The 25,712-nt window shown below is 45.7% G+C and carries 27 protein-coding genes, 1 tRNA gene and 1 pseudogene; 12 read left to right on the top strand and 17 right to left on the bottom strand.

What is annotated here, in order from left to right; translation table 11 throughout:
* Window position 1: 1 nt before the first annotated feature.
* The 3 genes from M5E81_RS06800 to M5E81_RS06810 form a co-directional block, all read right to left on the bottom strand.
* Window positions 2-787: a hypothetical protein gene (locus M5E81_RS06800; RefSeq protein WP_249747100.1), complete on the bottom strand. Its 786-nt coding sequence runs from the start codon at window positions 785-787 to the stop codon at window positions 2-4.
* A gap of 49 nt (window positions 788-836) precedes the next feature.
* Window positions 837-1,652, bottom strand: coding sequence for an SH3 domain-containing protein (locus M5E81_RS06805; RefSeq protein WP_249747101.1), 816 nt, complete (start codon window positions 1,650-1,652; stop codon window positions 837-839).
* A 144-nt stretch (window positions 1,653-1,796) separates the two neighbouring features.
* Entirely contained in the window at window positions 1,797-2,213 is a 417-nt protein-coding gene (locus M5E81_RS06810; protein ID WP_249748095.1) for a DUF6508 domain-containing protein, read from the bottom strand.
* Window positions 2,214-2,384: 171 nt separating this feature from the next.
* On the opposite strand from M5E81_RS06810, the gene iadA reads away from it, so the two are divergent.
* Entirely contained in the window at window positions 2,385-3,554 is a 1,170-nt protein-coding gene (gene iadA, locus M5E81_RS06815; RefSeq protein WP_210684227.1) for a beta-aspartyl-peptidase, read from the top strand.
* A 98-nt stretch (window positions 3,555-3,652) separates the two neighbouring features.
* On the opposite strand, the gene M5E81_RS06820 is transcribed toward iadA, so the two are convergent.
* The 4 genes from M5E81_RS06820 to M5E81_RS06835 all read right to left on the bottom strand — a co-directional run bounded on the left by M5E81_RS06820 (window position 3,653) and on the right by M5E81_RS06835 (window position 7,942).
* The gene (locus M5E81_RS06820; protein WP_249747102.1) at window positions 3,653-4,609 is read right to left on the bottom strand and encodes a TIM barrel protein; all 957 of its coding nucleotides are present in this window, start codon (window positions 4,607-4,609) and stop codon (window positions 3,653-3,655) included.
* 561 nt (window positions 4,610-5,170) lie between these two features.
* Window positions 5,171-5,980, bottom strand: a complete 810-nt coding sequence (locus M5E81_RS06825; protein ID WP_009144480.1) for an ABC transporter ATP-binding protein — start codon at window positions 5,978-5,980, stop codon at window positions 5,171-5,173.
* On the bottom strand, window positions 5,980-7,002 hold the full coding sequence (locus tag M5E81_RS06830; protein WP_009144481.1) for a FecCD family ABC transporter permease: 1,023 nt from the start codon (window positions 7,000-7,002) through the stop codon (window positions 5,980-5,982). The genes M5E81_RS06825 and M5E81_RS06830 overlap by 1 nt, the downstream gene beginning before the upstream one ends.
* Entirely contained in the window at window positions 6,992-7,942 is a 951-nt protein-coding gene (locus M5E81_RS06835; protein WP_249747103.1) for an ABC transporter substrate-binding protein, read from the bottom strand. The genes M5E81_RS06830 and M5E81_RS06835 overlap by 11 nt, the downstream gene beginning before the upstream one ends.
* 199 nt (window positions 7,943-8,141) lie before the next feature.
* Between M5E81_RS06835 and M5E81_RS06840 the strand changes: the two genes are divergently transcribed.
* From M5E81_RS06840 to fba, 3 genes are all read left to right on the top strand, one after another.
* A complete protein-coding gene (locus tag M5E81_RS06840; RefSeq protein ID WP_249747104.1) occupies window positions 8,142-8,339 on the top strand; it encodes a DUF896 domain-containing protein in 198 nt (65 codons plus the stop codon).
* Window positions 8,339-8,992 carry an RluA family pseudouridine synthase gene (locus tag M5E81_RS06845; protein ID WP_249747105.1) on the top strand — a complete coding sequence of 218 codons (654 nt, stop codon included), beginning with the start codon at window positions 8,339-8,341 and terminating at the stop codon, window positions 8,990-8,992. Before M5E81_RS06840 ends, M5E81_RS06845 begins: the two co-directional genes overlap by 1 nt.
* 85 nt (window positions 8,993-9,077) lie before the next feature.
* A complete protein-coding gene (gene fba / locus M5E81_RS06850) occupies window positions 9,078-10,007 on the top strand; it encodes a class II fructose-1,6-bisphosphate aldolase (RefSeq protein ID WP_210684220.1) in 930 nt (309 codons plus the stop codon).
* Between the two features lie 123 nt (window positions 10,008-10,130).
* On the opposite strand, the gene M5E81_RS06855 is transcribed toward fba, so the two are convergent.
* The 6 genes from M5E81_RS06855 to M5E81_RS06880 form a co-directional block, all read right to left on the bottom strand.
* Complete coding sequence (locus M5E81_RS06855) at window positions 10,131-11,408, bottom strand: TRAP transporter large permease (protein ID WP_249747106.1); 1,278 nt, start codon at window positions 11,406-11,408, stop codon at window positions 10,131-10,133.
* A 39-nt stretch (window positions 11,409-11,447) separates the two neighbouring features.
* On the bottom strand, window positions 11,448-11,897 hold the full coding sequence (gene dctP / locus M5E81_RS06860) for a TRAP transporter substrate-binding protein DctP (RefSeq protein WP_249747107.1): 450 nt from the start codon (window positions 11,895-11,897) through the stop codon (window positions 11,448-11,450).
* A gap of 7 nt (window positions 11,898-11,904) precedes the next feature.
* Window positions 11,905-12,303, bottom strand: a complete 399-nt coding sequence (gene dctP, locus M5E81_RS06865; protein WP_249747108.1) for a TRAP transporter substrate-binding protein DctP — start codon at window positions 12,301-12,303, stop codon at window positions 11,905-11,907.
* A 156-nt stretch (window positions 12,304-12,459) separates the two neighbouring features.
* A complete protein-coding gene (locus M5E81_RS06870; protein WP_249747109.1) occupies window positions 12,460-14,037 on the bottom strand; it encodes an IS1182 family transposase in 1,578 nt (525 codons plus the stop codon).
* Between the two features lie 513 nt (window positions 14,038-14,550).
* Entirely contained in the window at window positions 14,551-16,158 is a 1,608-nt protein-coding gene (locus tag M5E81_RS06875; protein WP_249747110.1) for an MBL fold metallo-hydrolase RNA specificity domain-containing protein, read from the bottom strand.
* A gap of 164 nt (window positions 16,159-16,322) precedes the next feature.
* Window positions 16,323-16,472 carry a hypothetical protein gene (locus M5E81_RS06880; protein WP_249747111.1) on the bottom strand — a complete coding sequence of 50 codons (150 nt, stop codon included), beginning with the start codon at window positions 16,470-16,472 and terminating at the stop codon, window positions 16,323-16,325.
* A gap of 218 nt (window positions 16,473-16,690) precedes the next feature.
* Between M5E81_RS06880 and M5E81_RS06885 the strand changes: the two genes are divergently transcribed.
* The 3 genes and pseudogenes from M5E81_RS06885 (at window position 16,691) to M5E81_RS11320 (ending at window position 19,310) form a co-directional block, all read left to right on the top strand.
* Entirely contained in the window at window positions 16,691-17,728 is a 1,038-nt protein-coding gene (locus M5E81_RS06885; protein WP_002837184.1) for an IS1595-like element ISSag10 family transposase, read from the top strand.
* Window positions 17,729-17,751: 23 nt separating this feature from the next.
* A complete protein-coding gene (gene lnu(C) / locus M5E81_RS06890) occupies window positions 17,752-18,246 on the top strand; it encodes a lincosamide nucleotidyltransferase Lnu(C) (RefSeq protein WP_019543803.1) in 495 nt (164 codons plus the stop codon).
* 224 nt (window positions 18,247-18,470) lie between these two features.
* A pseudogene (locus M5E81_RS11320) lies at window positions 18,471-19,310 on the top strand (KilA-N domain-containing protein).
* Window positions 19,311-19,479: 169 nt separating this feature from the next.
* Here the strand turns inward: M5E81_RS11320 and M5E81_RS06910 are convergent.
* Both M5E81_RS06910 and M5E81_RS06915 read right to left on the bottom strand, forming a co-directional pair.
* Window positions 19,480-19,556, bottom strand: a tRNA-Pro gene (locus M5E81_RS06910).
* 82 nt (window positions 19,557-19,638) lie between these two features.
* A complete protein-coding gene (locus tag M5E81_RS06915) occupies window positions 19,639-19,974 on the bottom strand; it encodes a hypothetical protein (protein WP_249747113.1) in 336 nt (111 codons plus the stop codon).
* Window positions 19,975-20,139: 165 nt separating this feature from the next.
* Here M5E81_RS06915 and mscL point away from each other — a divergent pair, with 165 nt between their 5' ends.
* From mscL to M5E81_RS06940, 5 genes are all read left to right on the top strand, one after another.
* A complete protein-coding gene (gene mscL, locus M5E81_RS06920) occupies window positions 20,140-20,568 on the top strand; it encodes a large conductance mechanosensitive channel protein MscL (RefSeq protein WP_040564500.1) in 429 nt (142 codons plus the stop codon).
* A gap of 166 nt (window positions 20,569-20,734) precedes the next feature.
* The gene (gene tyrS, locus M5E81_RS06925) at window positions 20,735-21,958 is read left to right on the top strand and encodes a tyrosine--tRNA ligase (RefSeq protein ID WP_249747114.1); all 1,224 of its coding nucleotides are present in this window, start codon (window positions 20,735-20,737) and stop codon (window positions 21,956-21,958) included.
* A gap of 103 nt (window positions 21,959-22,061) precedes the next feature.
* Window positions 22,062-23,387, top strand: a complete 1,326-nt coding sequence (brnQ, locus tag M5E81_RS06930) for a branched-chain amino acid transport system II carrier protein (RefSeq protein WP_009144493.1) — start codon at window positions 22,062-22,064, stop codon at window positions 23,385-23,387.
* A gap of 40 nt (window positions 23,388-23,427) precedes the next feature.
* A complete protein-coding gene (locus M5E81_RS06935) occupies window positions 23,428-24,291 on the top strand; it encodes an Mrp/NBP35 family ATP-binding protein (protein ID WP_249747115.1) in 864 nt (287 codons plus the stop codon).
* A gap of 25 nt (window positions 24,292-24,316) precedes the next feature.
* A complete protein-coding gene (locus M5E81_RS06940) occupies window positions 24,317-24,796 on the top strand; it encodes a YbaK/EbsC family protein (RefSeq protein ID WP_009144495.1) in 480 nt (159 codons plus the stop codon).
* Between the two features lie 149 nt (window positions 24,797-24,945).
* Here the strand turns inward: M5E81_RS06940 and M5E81_RS06945 are convergent, their stop codons facing one another.
* Entirely contained in the window at window positions 24,946-25,521 is a 576-nt protein-coding gene (locus M5E81_RS06945) for a 4Fe-4S binding protein (RefSeq protein ID WP_009144496.1), read from the bottom strand.
* Window positions 25,514-25,705, bottom strand: coding sequence for a 4Fe-4S binding protein (locus tag M5E81_RS06950; RefSeq protein ID WP_249747116.1), 192 nt, complete (start codon window positions 25,703-25,705; stop codon window positions 25,514-25,516). Before M5E81_RS06950 ends, M5E81_RS06945 begins: the two co-directional genes overlap by 8 nt.
* Window positions 25,706-25,712 lie beyond the last annotated feature (7 nt).

The raw sequence follows: 25,712 nt of genomic DNA on the forward strand, positions 1-25,712 counted from the left end.
TTCACCTTCCTGCAGAAAGATACTGCCTCATCAGACCCTTAAAGCCATGCTTTTTGAAGTCCTTCAACGGTAAAAATTCAATCTCAACACTGTTATTAGCGTATTCAGACCTCATTTCATTGAACTCTTCCACAGTCATATCTGTTTCCTGCGAAGCATCTGCCTCACTCCTGCAGCTCATGTTGCGGCAAACGCCAAGGCCGTCATCCTTTGGCCAGGTAAAATAAAGCTCATAGCATCCTAGGTTGCCGTCAGGCTGCAAATGCTCAACAGCAAGCACCTGATGCGAAATGCCGGTGCCGCCTCGTGTCACCAGATTGTCATTTGCCATAAGCTGCAGACTGCTACGGCTCCAGCCCTCCGCAACGTATTTCACGCTGTCGTCCGCAAAGGTGTAAATCGCATAAATCTCCTTACCGTAATGCCCCGCGCCGCGTTTTTGGCTAATCCAACCGATAAGCAGCTCCGGAACACCGTCGCCGCTGATATCCTGCAGCGTGTAGCCAAGCTGCTGCAGGGCCGCCTCCCGCTTGGCGAAATCCCGCACCTCACAGATGCCTGTTCTTCCCTGCTCCGGCAGGTTATCACTCGTACCGTCAGCGATAAATTCATAAACACTGTCTACAACCTTTGCATATTCCTGCTCATAGGCCGGCGCTGCTTTGGCAGCGGCCTCAGCCTTAGGCAAATCCATCTGCGGTAATACGGAATTTTTTTCTGTGCCGCAACCGGCAAATGCCGCCAGAAGCATTGCCAGGCACATGCTCTTAAACAGCTTACGCTTCATTACGCCACCTCCTGTCAAAAGATGTTTTTAGCAAAATTTGCTTCATCCGTCAGTTCGCTAAATGAACATCACTCTCACAGTACATAATTTCTGCAATCACATCACGAGAATCCAGTTTTACATAAAAGCTCTTATGCAGGCATTTTTGCCCCCTTGCGTTGTATGCATATTTTACCCAACCGATCATATGATGCGTATCCGATATACCCACACCCATAGAATCGTTCTCCCAGCCATTCATTTTCAGGTACCCGTCCAGAGCAATCTGCCTGTCTGTGTCAAGCTGCTGACCGACAGCATAGCCTGCCATGCTGCCATGAAGTTTATTAATCTTCACATCATTTACTTTGTTTCTCGCTGAATCTATATAGAACAGACGCGGTCCGACCTGCATCTTTTTATCAGCATAGGAGATAATATCATCCGTATTCTGTTCCACAGGCCCCGGGTAATAGGCACCTGAAGCAAAAATCTCGGGATCCATAATCCAATCTGCTTCGAGGGCAGCATTAAAGCGTCCTGCTGCGCTGGCAGCTCTCGGGGTTGTATCAAGATATTTGCTTGCCATAAAACCAACATGGCCCCTTTCAGTAGTTCCAAGAAGCCATTTGTATTCACTGTTTACTGCATCTACAACCATGCTTACATAAAATTTATCTCCCCTTTGCAGCATGGTGATAACATCACAGTCAGTATTAGGCTGTGTTCTGACATTAACATCGGTTGCGTTGCAATATACCTCCAGCGGCCAGCCGGGATAAGACCTGAGCTCGTTGGCCAAATAATCTGTATTAACCTCGGCAAAGGCAGTGTTGGCAAACATTGCCAGACCAAGCGCTGCGCTTAAGAATATTCTCTTTTGCATATCCATCCCTCCTATTCCTGCCATCTGCGTTACGGGCAGTTGTTTTCCTGATTATATTTTAACTTGAAAATAAGCAAAGCGCCCCACCCGAAAGCGTGAATTCGGGTAGGGCGAGAGGGAAATTTGGGGAGAAAGGATATATTTTTATGCCTCATCAAGCTCCTGCAAACGTTTCAACCATCTTATAACAGAGCCACTTTCGATAAAGCCTAATAACGCACCATCACAAAAGCGCTCTGCCCTAAGAGAAGCTATCAGCAAAGCCAATATACATTGAGCATCTAATCCAGAAGCATCGGCTTTCATCATGGAATCATAACCCCATTCTATGCCATTAGCATTAAGAATATCTGCATATTTACTCGGTACTATCTCATCACTTTCTTTGGCAAATTTATAGATATCATCTGCCAACTTCTTAACCGTTATAGAATAAATGACGAAAGGAAGGTGCATCGGTCTTTCCTGAGAACCATCATTTTCCTTATCACAACTCCATTCACCAGCATTATCATTTTCCAAAAGATTGATATGTTTTGTCAACACAGAGTATTCTTTCATCACACTTCATCCCTCTTCCAATCTCTCCACACTATCATAGCACGACAATTCATTTTTATTGTCTATATTATACCATTAAAACCCGAAAACTTTCTTGTCTCATATACCATTTTCAACAATTCAGTGTATAATTAAAGCATAAATAATTTTTCAGAAACGGAGAATCCTCACATGAAATGCTTACTCATTAAAAACGCGGACGTATACGCTCCGCAGCCCCTCGGAATTGTCGACCTTCTGATTATCAATGACAAAATCGCCAAAATAGGCCAACAGCTTGCAGCACCGCAAGGCTTAGACTGCCAAATTCTTGATGCCCAAAAGCGCAAGGTAGTCCCCGGTTATGTTGACCAGCACGTGCACATCATCGGCGGCGGCGGCGAATCCGGTCCCTACAGCCGTACACCGGAAATCAACCTCAGCGAGCTGACGAAGGTTGGCATTACTACCGTAGTAGGCGTTTTGGGCACAGACGGCACCTCCAGACATAACGAAAGCCTGCTGGCGAAGGCCAGAGGTCTGACGCATGAAGGCATCACCGCGTACATGCTCACCGGCTCTTACGAAATTCCCCTGCACAACATGACCGGTGATGTGCGCCGCGACATCATCCTGATTAACGAATGCCTTGGCATCGGCGAAGTTGCCTTATCTGACCACAGAAGCTCGCAGCCTACACGCGAAGAGCTGGAAAAGGTGCTTACGCAGGCTCGCCTGGGCGGTATGCTTTCCGGCAAGGCCGGCGTTGTGCAGTTCCACATGGGCGTAGGCAAGCGTGGCATGGATGTTCTGCTGGCAATTGTACGCGAAACAGAAATCCCCGCCCGTCATTTTATCCCCACCCACGTCAACCGTGCCTTCCATCTTTTTGAACAGGCCAAGGAATTTGCCCGCTTAGGCGGTTATGTAGATATCACCTCCGGCATCAGGGAGCAGGACGGCTTCCCCGCCTGCGTCAAGCCCAGTGACGCCATCAAAATTCTTTACGAAGAGGGCGTGCCGATGGACAAAGTCACCATGAGCTCGGATGCCAACGGCTGCATGAGCGTTACACTTCCCGACGGCAGCCAAAAGCAGCTTGCCGTTTCGCCGGATTCCTTCCAAGAGGAAGTTAAGGATGCTCTGCTTGCAGGTGTTCCCACAGAGGTTGTGGCAAAGGTTGTCAGCAGCAATCCGGCGCAGGCCAACGGTCTGTATCCTCAAAAGGGCTGCCTGCAAGCCGACAGTGATGCCGATCTGATTATTTACAGCGACAGCTATGACGTAGATACCGTAATCGCCAAAGGCCAAATCATGGTGGCAGCAGGCGAAGCGCTTGTCAAAGGCACCTTTGAAAAATAAACATTGTAACGAAAATCCCCTGCACAAGCCTTTGCTTATGTAGGGGATTAATTTTTTTATGATATTTTCGTTATAGCTTGACGCACTCAGGCCGCTGCTTATCTGGCAACAGAAAGCTGCTGCTGCATCAGCGGAATCATTTCCTCGATAGTTTCATATGCCAGCTCATGATTTACATACTGCGGCTGAACGCACTGCAGAATCTGCTTAGCTGCCGTGGTAGTAAAAGGCTTATGCTGGTCAATCGCCGCAATATGACGCCAAATAACTTCCGCATTCAAATTAGCCGGCACCTTGCGTTCAAAGCTGCGCAAATACTTGCCGGAAAGCGAGCAGGAAAGATGCACACCCTTAATCAGCTCAGCATACGGACCGAGCTTGTCCACCGTGCGGCAGACATAATCCGCAGCCTCCACCTCTGTGCGCAGACGCGGATTGGTATTCATCAGGTGACCGGTATCAAGCATAATACCGACGTTTTTGCGCTCAATGCGCTCAAAGAAAAACTTCACCTTGCGCGCATCCGTCAGGCGCAGACCGGGCCACCACAAATTTTCAAACAGCACCGTAACATTGGCAGGAATCTCATCCGCCACAGCATTAAAAACATCTGCCGAAGCAGCCAATACCTCACGGTCATCGTAACGGAAATCAAAGGTAAAGATTGTTTCGGTATCGGCCTCCGCCACATGCCACACCAGATATTCCGGCTTCTGCGAAATGGCAGCGCAGATATTACGGCGGATTACAGCCAGCCATTCATCACAGCTCATAGCTGTCTTAAAATATGTCTGGCGTTCGTGGATACTGCGAAACTGCTGCTGCAAGCGTTTAGCCTTTCGCAGCCAGAAATCCATCCAATACGGCCAATAATTCAAATGTGCGCCAATCGTCAGCTCCTTGTAATCAGGGAATGCTTCCGGATCTCTGTAAATAAACTGTTCAATACCGTCAACACCCAGCTGCTGCACTAAACCGGCTAAGGTCATCCCCTTACGCTTCAATTCATCTTCATACCAATCAATCGGACAATAGTTAATAAGATGCTTCGTCATTTCTCACCCTTCTTTGCTACATACTGCACACTCTTAACGTAAACCTTACTTCAACTGTGCTACCGGCAAATAGCTTGAAATTCTTGTTTCATAAAAAAACTGCGGCGGTAACGCTGCAGTCATAATTTAGCTCACGCAAGCAGCACTACTGAAATACTAAAGATGGTTTTACCATCCTTCCTTTCACCTGTACATCGCAAGCTTGCGGAAAAAACTTTTGGGCATAGGCACTCTGACTAAGCTCATCACCGGGACAGCATCTTGTGAGGATATGCGCTGCCAGGCTCGCATTACAGTTGCGGTACAGTACCAGATTCACACTGGTTTTCCTTCTGCTCAAAGCATATTAAGTTTTTATTGTCTTGCTTTCTTTATCTGACGAAAGCTGTGTAATAGTAATATCTACTATTTATAGCACAATTAGTATATCATTAATCAGCTTTTTTGGCAATAGAATTATGAAATTTTTTCCACATCTGTACTGCAGAAATAATAAACTCCCGCAAGCACGATGCTTTCGGGAGTTTGTTGTTGAATATGCGCCATGACGCAGACAAGGCTTTAGCGACAGACTGTAATAGGAACGAGGGCGGGCAGCCCATTACTGCACGCAAACTCATCCGCCTGCACGCGGAACACGTCCGCCAGCAGCTTGGACGTAACAATTTCTTTAGGCTCACCGCTGACTACCAGGCGTCCTGCCTTGATAACGGCAACATAATCAGCGTACTGAATGGCATGGTTCAAATCATGGATAACCATAACCACCGTCAGCCCCAGCTCCTTGTTGAGCTTATCAAGCAGCTGCATAACCTCCAGCTGGTGACAGATATCAAGATAGGTCGTAGGCTCGTCAAGCAGCAGTACCTGCGGTCTTTGCGCCAGCGCCATTGCTATCCAGGCGCGCTGACGCTCGCCGCCGCTCAGCGTATGCAGAAGACGGTGGCTCATCGACGTCATATTGGTCTGCTCCAAGGCCCAGGCAACGTGCTGAGCATCGTCTTTATCACCGCGCCCTAAAAAGCTGCGATGCGGAAATCGTCCCATCTCAACCAAATCCTGCACCGTCAAATCGGTAGGCGCAACCGGTGACTGCGTCAAAATTGCCAGACAGCGGGCAAACTCGCGGTGCGACAGCCTATGGATATCCTTGCCCAGGAAGCTGATGCTGCCTTTAGCGCACGGCAAGATGCGTGCAATCGCCTTCAGCGTTGTACTCTTGCCACAGCCGTTGGGGCCAATGATAGCGGTAATCTTACCCTCGGGAATCGCCAGCGATAAATCATGGATGATTGTTTTTTTGTTAATTGCTATATCAATATGCGTTGCCTCTAAAACAGCTTTAAAGGGCGCTGCATTATTTTGTGTCATCAGATTTCCCTCCTTAACAGGAATAAGAAGAAGGGCGCGCCCAAAAAGGCCATAATAATACCAACAGGCAGTTCAATCGGCGCAAAAATTACACGCGCAAAGGTATCACTGAGCGTAACAATGGCAATGCCCAAAAGTGCGGAAGCAGGCAGCAGAAAGCGGTAGTCGCTGCCTATCAGCAGTCGCGCCGCATGCGGCACCACAAGGCCGACAAAGCCCAGCAGGCCGACAACGCTGACAGCGCTGGCTGCGAGCAAAGCTGCAATAGCCGTAAGGATAATGCGCGTTACCTCAACATTGACACCAAGACCGCGCGCCATCTCATCGCCCAGCTGCAGGATGTTCAGATAAGCGGCACTGGCAAGCGCCAGAATCAGGCCGATAACAGCATATGGCAGAATAATATTTACATGCGGCCAGCTGCGTGCGGCAAGACCGCCTACCATCCACATTAAAGCACCATGCACTCTGTCACTGTAAAAAATCATCAGGCCGCTGATACCTGCACCCAAAAAGGCAGATACCGCAACACCGGCCAAAATAATACGCACCGGCTTAATGCCGTTTTTCCACGCCAGAATATAAATGCAGACAGCAGCCAGCATCGCACCGATGAAGGCAACAGGCGTAATCAGATATTCCATCGCCGGGAACAAAATCATAATCACAACGCCTGCCAGGCCGGCGCCGGAGCTGATGCCGATGATATGCGGGTCTGCCAGCGGATTACGCATAATCGCCTGCAGAATCGCACCGGAAAGTGACAGGTTAATGCCGACCAAGGCACCGACGATGGTACGCGGCATACGGATGTTCCAGATAATCTGACTGCGAGGATCATTACCGGGATTAAGCAGAATATCGGTAATCTCCTTGATGCTGATAATGCTGGAGCCTTTTGTTAAGCTCAAAAAGCTGCCCAATAGTGCCAAGAACAAAAATATCACAAGAATAGTAATACGCCATTTAGTACGGCCGATACCAAAATGCTCCGTCTGCTCTGCAGACTGCTTATTTTCCATTAGTAAAGACCTCCGGATAAACCTGCTGTGCCATAAACTTTACAGCCTCAGGATAGCGCAGGCCGGGGTTAATCAAGAACAGTTTTTCCGGCAGCACATATACTCTGCCTGCTTTTACAGCCGACAGACTGTTCCAGGCGGGGTTATTTTTAAAGTCGGTGCGCAGACGATTTTCAATTTCCTCAGGCTTGCCCATAGAGGTAATAAAGATAATTTCCGGATTCTGCTCTACCAGTGTTTCCATGCTGTAAGGAGTTTTGTTGGATTTTCCCTTGAGCGCTGCAGCAGCAACGTTTTCAAAGCCCAGGATATCGCTTACACAGCCGGCAATGCTGTGCGAGCCTTCTACCGTAACGGCGCTGGCTGTTGCATGCATAATAACGATGCGTTTCTTTTCCTTAGGCAGCTTACTGGTAACGGCGGCAACCTGTTTATCAAGCAGCTCATTTTCCTTTTGGGCCTTATCCTGCGTACCATAAATATCGCCCAAGGTTTTGATGGTACCCTTTACATCCTCAAAGGTTTGGGTATCAAACTCCACTACGTTGATTTTGTTGGATTGCAGCATCGGAATAAATTTATCATGCTGATTTTTGCTGGCCAGAACCAGATCAGGCTTCAGGCCGACAAGTGCTTCCATATTAATATTGTAGACCATGCCTACCTCCGGCACAGACTTCATAGATTCGGGAATTTTGCCTACCTTAGAGCTGGCGCGACCGACTACGGTGCCGCCGACAGCCTCAATCATACTCAAATATGAAGGGCTGAGGCTTACCACTCTTTCAGGCTTTTTGGCAAGCGAAACCTGTCTGCCTGCAGCATCGGTAAGCTGCAGATAAGCCTTATCACCGCCAGTTTGCGTTCCTACACCGCCGCAACCGGCAGCAACCAGCATAGCCGCACATAATAGACCACAAGCAATTTTTTTCAAGAACATGTTAATCACCTCATACTCATCTTATATTACCCAAGCCCAAGGCTTTGGCAATATATATAACTCTCTGATAAAAAAAGCTTAATAATATTGCCCTCATAATAGCACAAATCAGAAGTGTAGTCAATGAAAGTTGCTAAGAAGCGCACATAATAGTATAATTAAATGAATAAGCTTGTTATAACAAAGGAGTAAAAATATTATGGAAATCACTGCAATGATTAACCGCATAAATGCATTAGCCAAAAAGAAGAAAACTTCCGGTCTTACCCCGGAGGAGTTGGCAGAACAAAAGGAGCTGTACAAGGAATATCTGGCCAACATCCGCAGGCAGCTGAAGGCTCAGCTCGATAACATCGAGGTAGTCGACGAGCAGCCGGATAAAAAACAGCTGCACTGATGGCTGCTATCCTGTCGCCATCCATGCTGGCCTACGAGGACGATTTTCTGCTGATTATCGATAAGCCTGCAGGCATGCTGGTACACCCCACCGTCAGCGAGCGTGGCACTACGCTCTACGATTATGTAAAGGCATATTATGAAGCCAACGGCATTAATGCCGGTATACATCCCGTGTCGCGTCTGGACCGCAACACCTCCGGCCTCGTTATTTTTGCCAAGGAGCCTATTGTACAGCACTGGCTTAGTCAGCAGCAGGTTGAAAAGGAATATCTGGCGTTGGCCTGCGGCCGCTTTGAAACCAGCGAAGGTATTATCGAAGCGCCCATCGCCCGCAAGGAAGGCAGTATCATTGAACGCTGCGTTGACTACACGCGCGGCAAATACGCCAAAACAGCCTATGAGGTTTTGGCGTCTTACAGCAATCATACGCTGCTCAAGGTCCGTCTTTTCACCGGACGCACGCACCAGATACGTGTCCACCTTGCTTCTATCGGCCACCCGTTAGTCAATGACAATCTTTACGGCACGCCCGGTCCCCAGGCGCGCCATGCGCTGCATGCCTACCGCCTGGCCTTCAAGCATCCGGTCAGCGATGTGTTTTTAGAAATTACCCGTTCTTTACCAAATGATTTACTGAAACTTCTGTACTAAATAAGCAGACCATGATATAATTAGTGTATACTAATGTAAAGACAGAGTAGCTGTAAGGCTACCCTGAATAAGGAGGAATAGACAAATGCCCTTAGTTACATCTACTGAAATGTTCAAAAAAGCTTACGAAGGCCACTATGCTGTTGGTGCCTTCAACGTCAACAACATGGAAATCATCCAAGGTATCGTTGCTGCAGCTCAACAGGAAAAATCCCCGCTGATTCTGCAGGTAAGTGCCGGCGCCCGCAAATACGCCAACCACATCTACCTGATGAAGCTGGTTGAAGCAGCAATCGAAGATACAGGTCTGCCTATCTGCCTGCATCTGGACCATGGCGAAGATTTTGACATCTGCAAAGCTTGCATCGACGGCGGCTTCACCTCCGTTATGATTGATGGCAGCAAGCATCCTTTCGAAGAAAATATCGAAATGACTCGTCGTGTTGTTGAATATGCACACGAAAGAGGCGTTGTAGTTGAGGCAGAGCTTGGCCGACTGGCAGGCGTTGAAGACGCTGTTAAGGTTAACACAAAGGATGCTACCTACACCGATCCCGATCAGGCTGTAGAATTTGTTGAACGCACCGGTTGCGACAGCCTGGCTATCGCTATCGGCACCAGCCACGGCGCTTACAAATTCAAAGGCAAACCGGAACTGGACTTCGCTCGTCTGGAAAAAATCACCAACATGCTGCCCGGTTATCCGCTGGTTCTGCACGGTGCTTCCACCGTTATTCCATCCTTTGTTGAAGAATGCAACAAATACGGCGGCAAGCTGGACGGCGCTCAAGGCGTACCTGAAGACATGCTGCTGCAAGCAGGCAAATTCGGTGTTTGCAAAATCAACATCGATACCGACCTGCGTCTGGCAATGACCGCTTCCATCCGTAAACACCTGGTAGAAAACCCCGGCGACTTCGATCCTCGCCAATACCTGAAACCCGCACGTCAGGCTATCCAAGACATGGTAGCTCACAAAATGCGTGACGTACTCAACAGCAGCAACAGACTGTAAGCTATAACGATTTAAAAACTAAAATGCACCATTCCCGAGTGTTAAGGAATGGTGCATTTTTTATTTTGATTAGTCTAGGATAGTTCCTGTCACAGATGGTGCCTTATACTCACGCCGTCTATCTTATTTAACGATGTTCGGAAGCCAAGTAGCCAACTGCGGGAAAAAGCACAGAACCAGAATCTCCAGCGCCATAGCAGCACCGAAGGGAATAACACCCTTGATAATCTCCGTCATCTTGCTTTCCGGACTAATGCCCTGCAACACGAACAGGTTCATGCCTACCGGCGGCGTAATCAGCGCCAGCTCCAGATTCAAAAGCATTACTACGTTGAACCAGATAGGATCAAAGCCAAGCTGTACAATCAACGGAAAAAGAATCGGCAAAGTGATGAAAATAATAGAAACAGACTCCAGAATGCAGCCCAGGAACAGCAGCAAAATATTGATAGCAACAAATATCAGCCATTTGCTTGCCTGCATACCTACTACCGTATTCGTCAGCGCCTGCGGTGCATCAAAAATTGTCAGCACAAAACCGAATAAGGTCGCACCTATCATAATAGCAAAAATCATACAGGTATTTTTGATAGTATCGTTCAAAATACCCGGCAAATCGCTCAGATGCAGGCTTTTATAAATGAAGAAGGTGATAATCAGGCTGTAGATAGTACCGATACCGGCAGCCTCGGTCGGAGTAAAAACACCGGTATAGATGCCGCCGACTACAATAACCGGCAGCAGAAGGCCCCAAATATTTTTCCGCAGCTCCTCCATGCGCTCGCTCCACGAAGCAGCCTGCTCGCGCTCCAGATGGCGGGAGCGGAAGACCACGATACCCATAATCATGGCCGTCATCATAATACCGGGAACAACACCGCTCATAAAGAGCTTACCGATGGATTCATCGGTGATTGCACCGTACAGAATCATCGGAATAGACGGAGGAATGAGGATACCAAGCGTACCTCCCGCCGCCACCGCACCCAAAACAAGCGGACGGTCGTAGCCACGGCTGAGCATCTCCGGAATAGCGATAGCGCCGATGGTAACAGCGCAGGCTACGGAAGAGCCTGTAATCGCTGCGAAGATGGCACAGGCCATGACCGTCGCAATGCCCAGGCCGCCGGGAAGATGGCGCAGCCATTTGTTGGCCAGCTCAAAAAGATTGTTGCCTACCTTGCCTGTAAGCAAAATCTGACTCATAAGAATGTACATCGGCACTGCGGTCAGAACAAAATCATCCAAGGATTTATAGCCCAAAATCGGCAGCTGATTGAGCGCGCTTTCGCCGTCCATAAAGGCCAGCATACCGGCAACGCCGCCCATGCCAAGCGCAAAGGCAACAGGCAGGCCCAAAGCCAGCAGCACCAGAAGCAGGATAGTAAAACCGGCAATCATTATTTACTTACCTCCTTCTGAAAATCTCTTGTAAAATCATTATTTTTTATTTTGATTATATCCTCCAGCAGAGTACGGATAATCTGCAAGCATAAGAGCTTTTTTCTGAGTATCGTTCAGCTTAGCATAGGATTTGTCGTTGATTGCCAGCAAAAATTCCGGGCAACCGTGGTTGGTGATAGTCAGATATTTGGTAACCTCATACATTTTGCGGTCACGCATTGCCGTAGTACCGGATGTCTGGCCGTCAATAGTTCCGCGCTGAATGCCCATGTAAACTTCACCGGAGCCCATAGTAACACTGGAAGCACCCAATGCCTTAATCGTTTCGGCAGAATATTTTCTGTAGCCGCGGATTTTCAGACCGGCAAAATCCTCAGGAGATTTGATAGCCTTTTTATTATTGGCAAACTGTACAAAGCCGTAATCGGCCCAAATCAAAGGACGTACACCCTTCTTTTCCAGCTGCTCGCCCAGCTTGGCTCCCAAACCGCCGTCAACAGCCTTGCCGATTTTTTTCGTATGTCGGGAACAGGAACGGCAGGTCGAATACGTCCATCGTCGGCACAATGTTTGCCCAACGTCCTACGGTATTCAAGCCCATATCAATACCGCCGCTGATAAGTGCGTCGTTCATACTTTTATCGTTAAACAGCTGGCCTGCAGGATAAATCTGGATATCAACAGTGCCACCGGATTTTTCTGCGGTCTTAGCCTTCAAATCATTCATAGCTTTTACAAGCAGATGGCTTGCAGGCAGATGCGCTGCCATTTTCAGAGTAACCTTTGCACCGGAGGGTGTTGCAGCCTTTTTGTCTGCTCCGCCGCCGCAGCCTGCGATAAGTGCCATTGCAGCAATTAATGCTGCCGCCGTAAATTTTTTTGCTAATTTCATCAAAATCATCCTTTCCCTTAAGCATTCTTGCTTATTTGATTAAAATAAATTTTTTGGGTATAAAAATGAGGCTGGGACAAAACCACCCTCTCAAACTAAAGAAGGACTGGAATTTGAGTTTTTTCTCAAATTCCAGTCCTTTTACTTCGCGTAAAATTAAGCTGCAGCTGTATGCTGCATATATTTTCTTAAATTTACTGCCATCAAAGCCAAACCCATTTCTATTTTTGCTTTGAATTTTCCTCTTACCGTAAATCTGTTGAAACGCAAATTAGCCTTCAAGAATCCAAAGACTGGCTCTACATCAATTTTCCTTCTCTTGTAGATTTTGCCAGTCTTATTGTCTGAAAGCTGTGCTCTAATATATTCTTTTTGCTGTTCCCATTTTACGTTTATACTTATTTTCCTGTTATTGCCTTCTTTGGCCTTGCAACACTGACTGCGGTATGGGCAATTACAACAATCTTCGCATTCGTATACTCTAAAGTTTATCGCAAAGCCGTTCTTATCTTTTCTTTGGGAATTATATTTAAATATCAATTTTTTGCCGTTTGGACACGTATAGTAATCATCAGCATTATCATAATCCCAATTAGCGGTCTTGAAAGCATCTTTTTTATATCTTCTTTCCTGCTCTTTCAGATACATGCCATAAGTAATTAACGGTGTCAGTTGTCTGTTTTCAATAATGTCGACATAGTTTTCCTCACTGCCATATCCAGCATCAGCTACAATATATTCCGGCAAAGCAAAATAACTGCTTTCAATAACATCTAGAAATGGTTTAAGTGTGCGAGTATCTGTAGGATTGGGAAATAAGTCATATGCAAGAGCGTATTGGCCTTCTGTTGCTATTTGTACGTTATAACCTGGCTTCAGCTGGCCGTTCTTCATATAATCTTCTTTCATACGCATAAAAGTAGCATCTGGATCTGTTTTGGAATAACTGTTTCTATTCTCCATAATAGCAAGTTGTCTGTCGTATTTTTGTTTTCGGGCAATATTATCTTTTAAGATTTTTCTGAGTTGCTTCGGACGTTTCCTTTTGTGCCTTATTCGTTTACGTTTTTCGACAGAATCAGATTCAGCTATTTCTTTGTCCATAACCTCAATAGCTGAATCAAGCTTTTCGACCACCTCAACCATCTCTTTTTCGTTAATCGTAGCTTCTTGCTCAAGCTCCATGGCAGGAATTATTTCCTGCTCAACCAATTCATCGTATATCCGTCTGGAATTTTCTATCAGACTTATACCATATTTTTCTACAGCCTTTTTCCATACAAAGCTGAATTTGTTGGCATTGGCTTCTATCTTTGTTCCGTCTATGAAAATAGCTTCATTATTTATTATCTTTTCTTTTATAAGTCGGGCTCTGAACTGAATAAAACACTGACAAAGCAGTTCCTGCATGTCTTTGTTGCTTCTGAATCTGTTAATAGTGCGGTAGCTGGGTGAATATCCCTGAGCTAACCACATCATACGAATGCTGTCAGATAACAACGCTTCTATTTTTCTACCGGAAAATACCGACTGAGAGTAGGCACACAATAATATTTTGAGCATCATTCTCGGGTGATATGCTGGGCAGCCCGTTTCTTTGTAATATTTATCAAAGGCCTTTTTGGGAATACTTTCAACCAAATTGTTTACGTGCCTTGCGATATCGTTATCCTGAATTTTTATTTCTAAATTTAGAGGCAAAACCAGCTGATTTATGTTATAATTTTTGTACATGACGAGTTCCTTTCCTTGTTTTTGTTATTTTGTGGTGATTTAATTCTAACAGAAAAGCAACTCGTTGTGTACTTTTAGCACTAAAAAACCAGTGGAAATTTACCTGACGGTAAAACTCCACTGGTTTTTCTGTTTAAGGTTGGGTTTTGTCCCAGCCTCGTGATATACGCGGTACCACCCTACATTATACTCTGATGCCTTAACGCGGTTGAACGCTGTCTTCTAAATAAAATCATCTCAAAGACAGAGCTCTCAGGTGAGAAAAACAGCTCTCTTCCATCAGCTTGCAACTAACGCTGACTCTCTAAAGCCGGTTGCTGTTTTATTCCTGTTCACAGCCATTGGTAATTTTTTAGACACTGTGTGGAAATTAGTCATATTATAGAAATACAACTGTTATCTGTCAACTGTTTTTCGCGATTATTTCTCTGTTTTTATCAATAGAAAATCGCTAGTGTTATTCAGAGAAGATTTTGTGTAATACAGATGCACTTTATTTGTTTTGCTTTCAGCTTACAAATCCTTCAGGATATCATCCATGTACTTATGCAGCTTTTCCAGCTTCTTGCGTACCATAACAGCCTTATCCGGGTTACGCGCCACAATCTGCTCGATTTTGCTGCGTTGCAGCAGATAATCGTGTTCCATGCCACGCATGTAAGCACGCAGGTCGATAGCAGCAGGCTCAACCTGAACCATTTCGGATTCATGCATCTGCCACTCGGTACCATGGATTTCGGCGCAGTCACCAAAGTGCGGGATGTAGGTTGCCGTTCCCAGATTGCGTCCCAAAGAATCTGCCAGCTCCATAGCTGCATCAAGCTCGCCATGCGTAACGAAAAAGGCCTTAGGCACCTCTTTCATGCTGCTGTACCAGGCTAAAAGCTGTTGCTTATCCGCATGGGCGGAAAAGCCCTTCATATTGTAAATTTTGGCGTTGACTCTGATATCCTCGCCCATAATCTTAATGCGCTTAATACCTTCTATCAGCCTGCGTCCAATAGTGCCCTCCGCCTGATAGCCGGCAAATACTATGCTGCTGTCCTCACGCCACAGATTATGCTTAAGGTGATGCAGAATACGTCCGGCATCTGCCATACCGCTGGCCGAAATAACAATCTTACTGCCCGGAATTTCGTTAATCGCCATGGATTCCTGCACCGTGGCTGTAAAGCGCAAATTATGCATAGACACCAGCCTGCGTCCCTGCATAGCGTAAAGCGCCCGCGCTTCCTCATCGTATTCCTCTGGATTCGTCATAGTAATCTGCGTAGCTCTGTTGGCCATAGGACTATCTACATAAATAGGAATCTCCGGAATTTTGCCTTCCGCCTGCAGCTTTTGGAAATAATACAGCAGTACTTGCGTACGCCCGACAGCAAACGCAGGAATGATAACGTTACCGCCACGCTCGACAGTATCGTTGATAATATTCGCCAGCTCGCCTTCCTTATCGTAAGCTTCGTGGATGCGGTTGCCGTAGGTAGATTCCGTAATAATAAAATCCGCACCGCCTGCTACCGCCGGGTCCTCAATAATCGGCTGATTCGGCTGACCGATATCGCCGGTAAAAATCAAGCGCGTCTTTTTATCGCCTTCAGTAACAGACATTTCTACAAAAGCAGAGCCCAGGATGTGTCCTGCAACGCGGAAGGTTACGGTAACACCGGGAACAATATTAAACGGTTCGCCAAAGCTGCGCAGCTTGAACAAATGCAAAGCGCGAGAAGCGTCATCAACCGTAAACAACGGCTCGACAATCTTTTTGCCGGCACGCATACCCTTGCGGTTGGCGTATTCCGCCTCACCCTCCTGAATGTGCGCACTGTCCGGCAGCAGAATCGAGCACAGCTCCTCCGTCGATTTAGTGCAATAGATGGGGCCGCGGAAGCCTTCCTTGACCAGCTTCGGCAACAGACCGCTGTGGTCAACATGGGCGTGCGTCAGTACAACAGCCTCAATCTCTCCCGGATGAAACAAAAATTCCTTTTCGTTCAGCGCCTTAATCAGCTTGGAGCCCTGGAACATGCCGCAGTCTACCAAAAACTTATGTGCGCCGACCTCCAGCAGATAACAGGAACCTGTAACGGTGCGCGTTGCACCTAAAAAAGTTATTTTCATCGCAAAGCCTCCATTCTGCAAGTAGTATTTTCAGTTATATTTTATAATTCTACAAAACGAAGGAAAAATCCTTTTTATAGGGGGAATTAGTGGGATGAAGAAAAGAAGCAGGCTCTGAGTTTTCGCTCAAAATCTGCTTAATCAATCATTATATTTTAAATACGCTATTCATTCTCACTTCTAGGCATACTACGCTCAAGGTATTTTTTGATAATCTCTAATTGTTCTTCAACTGTTTTTGGCGAATCATCAAGGACGAATCCCTGAAAATCGTTATTTCTATTGTCACCTACAACTTGTTTTTCTTTTTCCATTACTAAGCGACTCCTCTTCATAAGACCAAATATATATTCACTAAAACATTTGACACACTGTAATATATGGCGTTATAATAGAATTATAATATATAAACATTTTTTCACTAATAAAGGGATATAAAAATAAGGCTCTGTCACAACAAATGGTTGATTTTTGACGAGAAATAGCGTATAATAATAGTAAGAAACAGTACCACCGAAGGAGGTAATTGGATATGCCTACTATCAAAGACGCATTAGATATTATCGGTAAGTTGACTGTCGCAGAGCAGGAAAGCCTTAAAACAATGCTTTTAAGTCCTGCCTTTGTAAAGTCTTTGAATATTGAAGATTTCGTAGCAAAGGAACGCTTTGCAAATGGTCGTGTATGCCCTCTTTGTGGCTGTATCCATGTGGTTCGCAATGGTCATCGTAAAGATGGCACACAGCGATATGTATGTAAGGATTGTGGCAAGTCCTTCGTGATTGCTACGAACTCCATTGTGTCTGGTACAAGAAAAGACTTGTCCGTGTGGGAGCAGTACATTGATTGTATGATGAATGGCTTATCCATTCGTAAGACTGCTGTTGCTTGTGGGATTCACAGAAACACCGCATTCCTTTGGAGACACAAGATTTTGGATGCACTTCAGAATATGGCAGACGATGTTACCCTTGACGGCATTATTGAGGCTGACGAAACTTTTTTCGCCATCTCGTACAAGGGCAATCATAGCAAGAGTAAGACATTTGCTATGCCACGCAAGGCTCATAAGCGTGGTCATTCTACACATATCAGAGGCTTGTCCCAAGAAAAGGTATGTGTTCCTTGTGCGGTTAATAGGAATGGCTTGTCTATCTCCAAGATTACGAATACTGGTAGAGTTTCTACAAGAGATTTACATCATATTTATGATGGTAGGATTAAGACCAATTCCACTCTTGTTACGGACAAGATGAACTCCTATGTGAGATTTACAAATGCCAATGGCATTGACCTTGTGCAGTTAAAGACTGGCAAAGCCAAGAAAGGCATTTATAATATCCAACATATCAATAGCTACCATAGCCAGCTAAAGAGGTTTATGCGTGGCTTTAACGGTGTTTCTACCAAGTATCTGAACAACTATCTTGTGTGGAATAACCTTGTAAATTACGCCAAAGAAAGCGACATGGAGAAAAGGAACATCTTCTTAACTTTTGTTTTGGCAACATTGAAAACTGCTAAATGCAGAGATTTATCAAACAGACCAGCAGTTCCTCTGGTCGCCTAATTAGAATTTGTGGAGATGATAAGATGGTCAATATAACAGATGTAAAACAGATTCTTCAATTTGCAATAGATGCGGAGATTAAAGTCTTTCTTGATGGTGGATGGGGTGTAGATGCTCTTCTTGGATATCAGTCAAGAGCCCATAATGATATTGACATTTTTGTAGAAAAGAACGATTATCAGAACTTTATAGAAATAATGAAAGCTAATGGCTTTTATGAGATTAAGATGGAATATACAACATTGAACCATACTGTATGGGAAGATTTGAAAAACAGAATTATTGATTTGCATTGTTTTGAATATACGGACGAAGGTGAAATTCTTTATGATGGGGATTGTTTTCCGGTAGAAACTTTTTCGGGTAAAGGAAGAATTGAGGAAATAGAGGTTTCCTGTATTGAACCATATAGTCAAGTAATGTTCCATCTGGGATACGAGTTTGATGAAAATGATGCACATGATGTGAAGTTATTGTGTGAGACACTTCATATCGAAATTCCAAATGAGTATAGATAACTGCAAATAACAGTTTGTAGGGGAGTTCTGATACTCCCCTATAAAAATGGCTATTTATCAACTGTTTGTTGTGACATAGCCAAAAATAAAATATTACCCGTCAAAAGCACTACCGCCAAAACACCTTAGTACTAACCTACCAATCTATTGATTACCACAAAACCGAAGCGTGAAAGCTTTTGATCTGATGTTTCAATGCAAATTTTTTAGAAAGGATTTTTATTATGAAAGACGTAAAGAGTACAATCAACGCCAACGGCGTAGAAATTCGCGTGGCAAGTTCAAACGAAGCATATTATATTTCATTGACGGATATAGCCAAAAAGCGCAATCCTGAATTTCCGGCAGATGTTGTTAAAAATTAGTTACGTTCGAGAAGTACAATTGAATTTTTAGGATTATGGGAAAAGATTTATAACCCTGATTTTAAACTGGTCGAATTCGACCAGTTTAAAAATGCAGCTGGCGAAAACAGCTTTGTTCTAACACCACAAAAGTGGATAAGCACTACTAATGCTATCGGTATTACATCTAAATCTGGACGCTACGGCGGTACTTATGCTCATTCCGATATAGCATTCGAATTCGCATCCTGGATTTCTCCGGAATTCAAGTTGTATATAATTAAAGATTATCAACGATTAAAAGCTGATGAAAGCCACGCCAAGTCCCTAGACTGGAATATAAAACGCGAAATAACAAAATCAAATTACCGTATTCATACCGATGCGATAAAAGAGAATTTAATCCCTAATCTTACTCCACAGCAGATAGCTTGTAAATATGCCAGTGAAGCTGATTTGATAAATGTTGCTTTGTTCGGACAAACTGCAAAACAATGGAGAAATCAGCACTCTGAATCTAAAGGTAATATACGTGATGAAGCTACAATTGAACAGCTTATAGTTCTAGCCAATCTCGAAAGCTTGAACGCAGAATATATCAGGTAAGGAATATCGCCTGCTGAAAGATTATCCAAATTGAATAAAATAGCTATTTATCAGCTTAATTCTTTGTGGAATAACTCCCTCAAGAGTATAGAAAAACTAAAGAGCTTAAAATAAAAATATCAGAACGCTGATGGCAGGAGAATTTTGAGCATAATTCCGAAAGGGGTACAATTTGTACCCCTCTTAAACTACTCACACCTGACGGAAAAAGTAATTCAAATACTGTATTTAGTCGCAAAAACAAAAAGAACCGCATTCTCATGCGGTTCCTAAGTTTTAAATTTGGTCGGGGCGGCGAGATTCGAACTCACGGCCTCTTGTACCCGAAACAAGCGCGCTACCAAACTGCGCCACGCCCCGACATTTGTTGTTGCTGTTCATCAGCAACGAATATGATTATAAAGCATCTTTAAGCTTTTGTCAACACTTTTTTTGAAAACTTTTATCCTTGGGTCACAACGCGGATGCTGGTAACCTCAAAAGCCTCAGCAATAGCCGGTAAAATTTCTCTTTCAATGTTGGTACGGTGCAGTTCGCTTTCAGCAACAAGCATGATACGGGTATCAGCATAGTTGATGTTATGCACCTTGCTTACCAGGCGCTTGAAGGTTTCCTCACCGATAATTTTCTTCAGCTTTTGCAGACGTGCAAACACCTCCGGTTTTTCCTTCTGCATACGTTCTTCCAAGGGAGAGAACGGTACAGTCACAACTCTGGCATCACGGGCCAGGACATAATTTTCCTCGCCTTCGCCAGGTACTACTAAATCGTCACGCATAATTCTTCCTCCATCTCTATATCTAACTAAATGAACCTGCATAACGCAGAATTTATTCCCTTTTATTATATGTCACAAGCACTTTTTCGTCAAGCAGCAGGATTTTTAGCATTTAACGAGAATACTATAAAAAATACTTTTAACGAGGGGTGTTCATATATGTCTATGAAAGAAGATTTTAAAAAATTTGCTATGCGAGGTAATGTTATGGATATGGCCGTCGGCGTTATCATCGGCGGTGCTTTCGGCAAAATCGTCAGCTCGCTGGTAAATGATGTCGTTATGCCTCCATTAGGTATGGCGCTTGGCAAGATGGATTTTTCCAATCTGTTTATCAGCCTCAACGGCAAGGAATATGCTACACTGGAAGCAGCAAAAAAGGCCGGAGCTCCTGTACTTGCCTATGGCAGCTTCATTAATTCCGTACTGGATTTTCTGATTCTCGCTTTTGTCATCTTTATGATGATTCGTCAGATCAACAAGCTCACTCCGGAACCGGAGCCTGCACCGGAGCCACGTCTGTGCCCTTACTGCAAATCCGAGATTGCCGATGACGCAACCCGTTGCCCGCACTGCACATCTCATTTGGAATAACAGTTTACACTTTCGGCTGATATTCGGGATTTTTTCCTGCATATCAGCCATTTTCACTTTTATAAAGTCTTTTTCATTTGCTAAAAACAAGCTTATATTGTATAATGTAGATTATATATATCGCCTAGGCTGTTTTTCACAGCTTAAATTTTAAGGAGGTTATCTGATGTCTGTTTATGACGTGCTTATGGAACGTGGCTTTATTAAGCAAATGTCCCATGAAGACGAGATTAAAGAATTGTTAGAGAAGGAAAAAATTACCTTTTATATCGGCTTTGACCCCACCGCGGACAGTCTGCATGTAGGCCATTTCATCGCCCTGATGATGATGAGCCATATGCAACACGCAGGCCATCGTCCTATCGTACTTTTGGGCGGCGGCACCGGCATGGTAGGCGACCCGAGCGGCAAGGACGAAATGCGTAAAATGCTCACTCCGGAATTCATCGCTCACAACATTGCCTGCTTCAAAAAGCAAATGAGCCGTTTCATTGATTTCGGTGAAGACAAGGCTATTATTGTCAACAATGCTGACTGGCTGTTAGACTTGAACTATGTTCAGCTGCTGCGCGAGGTTGGCGTACACTTTACCGTTAACCGTATGCTGGCTGCGGAATGCTTCAAAAAGCGTTGGGAAAAAGGCCTGACCTTCTTTGAATTCAACTATATGATTATGCAGGGCTACGACTTCTGGAAGCTGCACCATGACCATAACTGCATTATGGAGCTGGGTGGCGACGACCAATGGTCCAACATGCTTGCCGGCGTAGAATTAATCCGCCGCAAGGATCAAAAGCCTGCATACTGCATGACCTGCAAGCTCCTGACCACCAGCGATGGCCGCAAAATGGGCAAAACCGAAAAGGGTGCTCTGTGGCTTGACCCGGAAAAAACTTCTCCGTATGATTTCTATCAATACTGGCGTAATGTTGCCGACAGCGACGTAGAAAACTGCCTGTCCCTGCTGACATTCCTGCCGATGGATGAAGTTCGTCGTCTGAGCGCACTGAAGGATGCAGCTATTAACGAAGCTAAAAAAGTTCTGGCCTATGAGGTTACCAAGCTTGTTCATGGCGAAGAAGCAGCGCGTCAGGCGCAGGAAGCTACCGAAGCACTCTTCGGCGGCAATGCCAAAGACATGAGCAACGTACCGGCAATCGAAATTACCTCGGAAGATATGACTGCCAAGATTATCGATGTACTGACTGCCGCTAAAGTTTTCAGCAGCAAACGCGAAGCTCGTCAGTTAATCGCCCAAGGCGGCCTGACTGTAGCAGACACTGTCCTGCAGGATGCAGAAGCATGCCTGAGTGCAGACATGTTTGATGCAGATAAGAGCCTGTTAATCCGTAAGGGTAAAAAGAAATATTTCCGTCTGCTGGTAAAATAAGCCTTTTAAAGCCATCTATGCTCCTGACGGACTAGGTGGCTTTTTCTATGATTTCAAAATACAGACTACTCTTTTAATTAAGGTAGTAAAAAAGGAGCACTTAATGCAAAACGATAAGATAAACCTTTCATTAATCATTCCCATCGGCCTGATGTTATTTTCCTTTTTCTTCGGTGCCGGCAACTTAATTTTCCCGCCTGTTTTAGGACAGATGGCAGGTGAAAACATTTCCTGGGGCATGCTCGGCTTCTGCCTGAGCGGCGTTGGCTTCCCGCTTTTGGGCGTACTTGCTATGGCTATGAAGCAAAGCGATAACCCGGACTCCATTGCTATGCCTATGCATCCCCTGTATGCCCGCGCCGTTACCATTCTCTGTGCGTTGGCTATCGGCCCGCTGTTCGCTATTCCGCGTACCGCTGCCGTTTCCTTTGACACCGGTATTCACAGCCTGCTGCCTGCTTCCTGCGAAGCTATCGGCCTGCCGGTATACACCGTGTTCTTTTTCATCCTGACCTATTTCTTTTCCATTAATCCGTCAAAGATCATCGGTCATATCGGTAAATTTTTGTCCCCCATGCTTTTGATTTGTCTGGCAGTTCTCGTGGTCTGCGTTTTCGTAAATCCTACCGGCAGCCTGAAAATGCCTAATCCGGACTTCGCTGCATCTCCGTTCTTCCGTGGCTTCCAGGAAGGCTATAATACCATGGACCTTCTGGCAGCAATTCTGTTCGGTTCTATTACTATCAAGGCTATTGAAGCTCAAGGCATTACCGATAAAAAGGTTCTGACCAAGCTCTGCTCTTATGCCGGCCTGATTGCAGCCTTCTTCCTTGCTATCATCTATGCAGCACTGGCTTACACCGGCGCACTGAGCATCAATGTTTTCGGTGTTATCCCCAATGGTGCAACTCTGCTCAGCAAAATCTGTACCTATTACATGGGCTTCGGCGGTCAGGTTGTCTTGGCTTTGATTATTTTCTTTGCCTGCCTCACCACCAGCATCGGCCTGACAACCGCTATCTCCGGTTATTTTGCCGAACTTAGCAATAACCGTATGCAATACGAGCGACTGGTATTCTTCGTCTCTGCTTTCAGCCTGGTAGTAGCTAACTTCGGTCTGGAAAACATCATCAAGTTCTCCATTCCTGTTATCTGCATGCTCTATCCAATTATTATCGCTCTGGTAATTCTCAACATCGGTCGTGCAATTATCCATGATGATCAGCTGACCTTCCGCATCTGCCTGATACTGACAACTATTTTCGCTGTTTTCGACGGTCTGCGCGTTGCCAACATCCGCTTCATGGCATTGGATAACTTTCTGGCGCAGAACCTGCCACTGTTTGACATCGGCTTCGGCTGGGTTGTTCCCTGCTTCGGCGGTATTGCTGTAGGCCTGCTGCTGAAGGCTGTAAGAAAAGCTAACTAATAAATTTATTCATAATCAATTAGAGAGTAAGGTGTAATTTATGTCTAACGAACAACAATGCAGCAATGCATCTTCCTGCGGACGCAGCAGCTGTGAAGGCTGTCCCTCCGCAGCAGCTGCTGAAAAAACACAGGCAACTAATTTCCGTGCGCAGCTCAATCCGATGAGCAGCGTCAAAAAGGTTATCGCCGTAGTCAGCGGCAAGGGCGGTGTAGGCAAGTCCATCATCACCGGTCTTTTAGCAAGCAGTATGCAGCGCCGCGGTAAGCGCTGTGCTGTTTTAGATGCTGATATCACCGGTCCGTCCATGGGACATAACCTGGGCGTAAACGGCAAGGCCAAAGCCAACGAAATCGGTATTCTGCCTCTGACTGCTCCCTGCGGTCTGGAGGTGCTTTCTGCCAATATGTTTTTGAAGAATGATTCTGACCCTGTTGTTTGGCGTGGGCCTCTGCTCGCCGGTATGGTAAAGCAATTTTGGAGCGATGCCATCTGGACAAATATAGACTTTATGTTTGTTGATATGCCGCCGGGAACCGGTGACGTACCGCTGACCGTCTTCCAATCCCTGCCTGTTGACGGCATTATCATCGTAACTTCTCCGCAGGAGCTTGTTTCCATGATTGTTGCCAAGGCAGTAAAAATGGCACGCATGATGAACATTCCGATTCTCGGTCTGATTGAAAACTACGCTTACTTCCATTGCCCCGATAACGGCAAGGATTACGAAATTTTCGGCCCCAGCCATCTGGCAGAAACTGCCGATGCCTACGGTCTGAAGGTGCTCGCCCGCCTGCCGATTAACCCGTCCCTGGCAGCGGCCTGCGATGCAGGCAAGCTGGCGGACTGCCATGTAGCAGAGCTGGACGATTGCTGTGATTTTTTAGCTGATAATTTTCAGTAAGCATTTTTAAAGGGAGGCTTTTGTCATGTCTATAGAAAAGGTTCGTACATACTTGAAACAATTTAATGCAGATAATCGTATCATAGAGTTTGCAACCTCCAGCGCTACCGTAGAGCTGGCAGCACAAGCAGCAGGCTGTGAGCCTGCGCGCATTGCCAAAACCCTTTCCTTTAAGCTGCATGATGACAGCGTTATCCTCATCGTCACAGCAGGCGATGCTAAGGTAGATAACGCCAAGTACAAGCATTTCTTCTGCTGCAAGGCCAAGATGCTGACTGCTGACGAAGTAGAGCCTGATATCGGCCACGCTATCGGCGGCGTCTGCCCCTTCGGCATCAATGACGGCGTTAAGGTTTATCTTGACGTTTCCCTCAAACGCTTTGTAACCTTCTTCCCTGCCTGCGGCAGCCACAACAGCGCTATTGAGCTTACTCCGGACGAGCTGGAGCAGTACAGCGCCAACTGTCAGGGCTGGGTAGATTTGTGCAAAGGCTGGCAGGAATAAGCATCGATAACAACATCAAATTCAATTTTTAATACGCAGCAGATTCAGCGTCTGCTGTGTTTTTTTACGCATAAAAAGACCTCCCGTAAGCAGCTTTTACTGCTGACTGCAGGAGGTCATTTTTCATATGCTTGTAAATTTTTCACAAGCTATTTTTTCATTTTGCAAATCATCTGCGTCATAGTACCCATCGGGCAGAAGGTACACCAGGTTCTTGGCTTGAACAGCGCCATTACAACTAAGCCAAGCAGCATAGAAGTGAGCATTACGCTGTAAAAGCCAAAGGCATATTGCGCAACCCATGCCGAAGAGCTGCCTGCGGTATAGGCCCACGCCCAAGGAAGCTTAAACATCCAGAGCAGTGTCACTACCTCGCGCAAAGACTGCGCCTGCGCAGCTACAAGATAAGTCTGCCACAGCATATTGCCGAACATGGCCATAAAGAAGCATAAAAAGCCGAAGCGGAACCATTTGGCGACCAAAAACTCCTGCGTAGCGCGGTTACGCGACCACTTCCACTCGCCGCCCAGCTTTGCCAAAAGCAGTCCGCGTCCGCAGTAACGGTTGCAGAACAGCTTGTTGCCGCCAAACAGTGCCAACAAAACAGGCACCATAAAATCAATCATTCCCAGCCAGGCAAAAAGGATATTGAAAAAGCCCAGGACAAAATAAATTATCGGCCATAGCCAAAGATAATCATACCAATGCTGTACTTTCTTAGCCATCTGTTGCCACCCTGATGCTGCCTGCAGGACAGGTTTTGGCACAGATACCGCAGCCAACGCAGCGCTCCCTGTCCACTCTTGCAAAGCACCCCTTGTATATACTGATTGCCTGACGCTGGCACACCTGCGTGCAGGCACCGCAGGAAACGCATCTGTCCTCGTTTACCAATGCAAATCTTTTCATAATGCCA

Origin of the sequence: Phascolarctobacterium succinatutens (genome assembly GCF_023497905.1) — a bacterium.
Taxonomy (GTDB): Bacteria; Bacillota; Negativicutes; order Acidaminococcales; family Acidaminococcaceae; genus Phascolarctobacterium_A; species Phascolarctobacterium_A succinatutens.

Excerpts from the sequence above, each read along its gene's own strand:
- M5E81_RS06935 (WP_249747115.1), top strand. The coding sequence starts at position 23,428 with ATGTCTAACGAACAACAATGCAGCAATGCATCTTCCTGCGGACGCAGC.
- iadA (WP_210684227.1), top strand. The coding sequence starts at position 2,385 with ATGAAATGCTTACTCATTAAAAACGCGGACGTATACGCTCCGCAGCCC.
- mscL (WP_040564500.1), top strand. The coding sequence starts at position 20,140 with ATGAAAGAAGATTTTAAAAAATTTGCTATGCGAGGTAATGTTATGGAT.
- M5E81_RS06915 (WP_249747113.1), bottom strand. The coding sequence starts at position 19,974 with ATGCGTGACGATTTAGTAGTACCTGGCGAAGGCGAGGAAAATTATGTC.
- fba (WP_210684220.1), top strand. The coding sequence starts at position 9,078 with ATGCCCTTAGTTACATCTACTGAAATGTTCAAAAAAGCTTACGAAGGC.
- M5E81_RS06940 (WP_009144495.1), top strand. The coding sequence starts at position 24,317 with ATGTCTATAGAAAAGGTTCGTACATACTTGAAACAATTTAATGCAGAT.
- M5E81_RS06880 (WP_249747111.1), bottom strand. The coding sequence starts at position 16,472 with ATGGAAAAAGAAAAACAAGTTGTAGGTGACAATAGAAATAACGATTTT.
- M5E81_RS06830 (WP_009144481.1), bottom strand. The coding sequence starts at position 7,002 with ATGGAAAATAAGCAGTCTGCAGAGCAGACGGAGCATTTTGGTATCGGC.
- brnQ (WP_009144493.1), top strand. The coding sequence starts at position 22,062 with ATGCAAAACGATAAGATAAACCTTTCATTAATCATTCCCATCGGCCTG.
- M5E81_RS06805 (WP_249747101.1), bottom strand. The coding sequence starts at position 1,652 with ATGCAAAAGAGAATATTCTTAAGCGCAGCGCTTGGTCTGGCAATGTTT.
- M5E81_RS06810 (WP_249748095.1), bottom strand. The coding sequence starts at position 2,213 with ATGAAAGAATACTCTGTGTTGACAAAACATATCAATCTTTTGGAAAAT.
- M5E81_RS06835 (WP_249747103.1), bottom strand. The coding sequence starts at position 7,942 with ATGTTCTTGAAAAAAATTGCTTGTGGTCTATTATGTGCGGCTATGCTG.
- tyrS (WP_249747114.1), top strand. The coding sequence starts at position 20,735 with ATGTCTGTTTATGACGTGCTTATGGAACGTGGCTTTATTAAGCAAATG.
- M5E81_RS06885 (WP_002837184.1), top strand. The coding sequence starts at position 16,691 with ATGCCTACTATCAAAGACGCATTAGATATTATCGGTAAGTTGACTGTC.
- M5E81_RS06875 (WP_249747110.1), bottom strand. The coding sequence starts at position 16,158 with ATGAAAATAACTTTTTTAGGTGCAACGCGCACCGTTACAGGTTCCTGT.
- M5E81_RS06855 (WP_249747106.1), bottom strand. The coding sequence starts at position 11,408 with ATGATTGCCGGTTTTACTATCCTGCTTCTGGTGCTGCTGGCTTTGGGC.
- M5E81_RS06845 (WP_249747105.1), top strand. The coding sequence starts at position 8,339 with ATGGCTGCTATCCTGTCGCCATCCATGCTGGCCTACGAGGACGATTTT.
- M5E81_RS06825 (WP_009144480.1), bottom strand. The coding sequence starts at position 5,980 with ATGACACAAAATAATGCAGCGCCCTTTAAAGCTGTTTTAGAGGCAACG.
- M5E81_RS06840 (WP_249747104.1), top strand. The coding sequence starts at position 8,142 with ATGGAAATCACTGCAATGATTAACCGCATAAATGCATTAGCCAAAAAG.
- M5E81_RS06870 (WP_249747109.1), bottom strand. The coding sequence starts at position 14,037 with ATGTACAAAAATTATAACATAAATCAGCTGGTTTTGCCTCTAAATTTA.
- M5E81_RS06945 (WP_009144496.1), bottom strand. The coding sequence starts at position 25,521 with ATGGCTAAGAAAGTACAGCATTGGTATGATTATCTTTGGCTATGGCCG.
- M5E81_RS06820 (WP_249747102.1), bottom strand. The coding sequence starts at position 4,609 with ATGACGAAGCATCTTATTAACTATTGTCCGATTGATTGGTATGAAGAT.
- M5E81_RS06950 (WP_249747116.1), bottom strand. The coding sequence starts at position 25,705 with ATGAAAAGATTTGCATTGGTAAACGAGGACAGATGCGTTTCCTGCGGT.
- M5E81_RS06800 (WP_249747100.1), bottom strand. The coding sequence starts at position 787 with ATGAAGCGTAAGCTGTTTAAGAGCATGTGCCTGGCAATGCTTCTGGCG.
- dctP (WP_249747108.1), bottom strand. The coding sequence starts at position 12,303 with ATGAAATTAGCAAAAAAATTTACGGCGGCAGCATTAATTGCTGCAATG.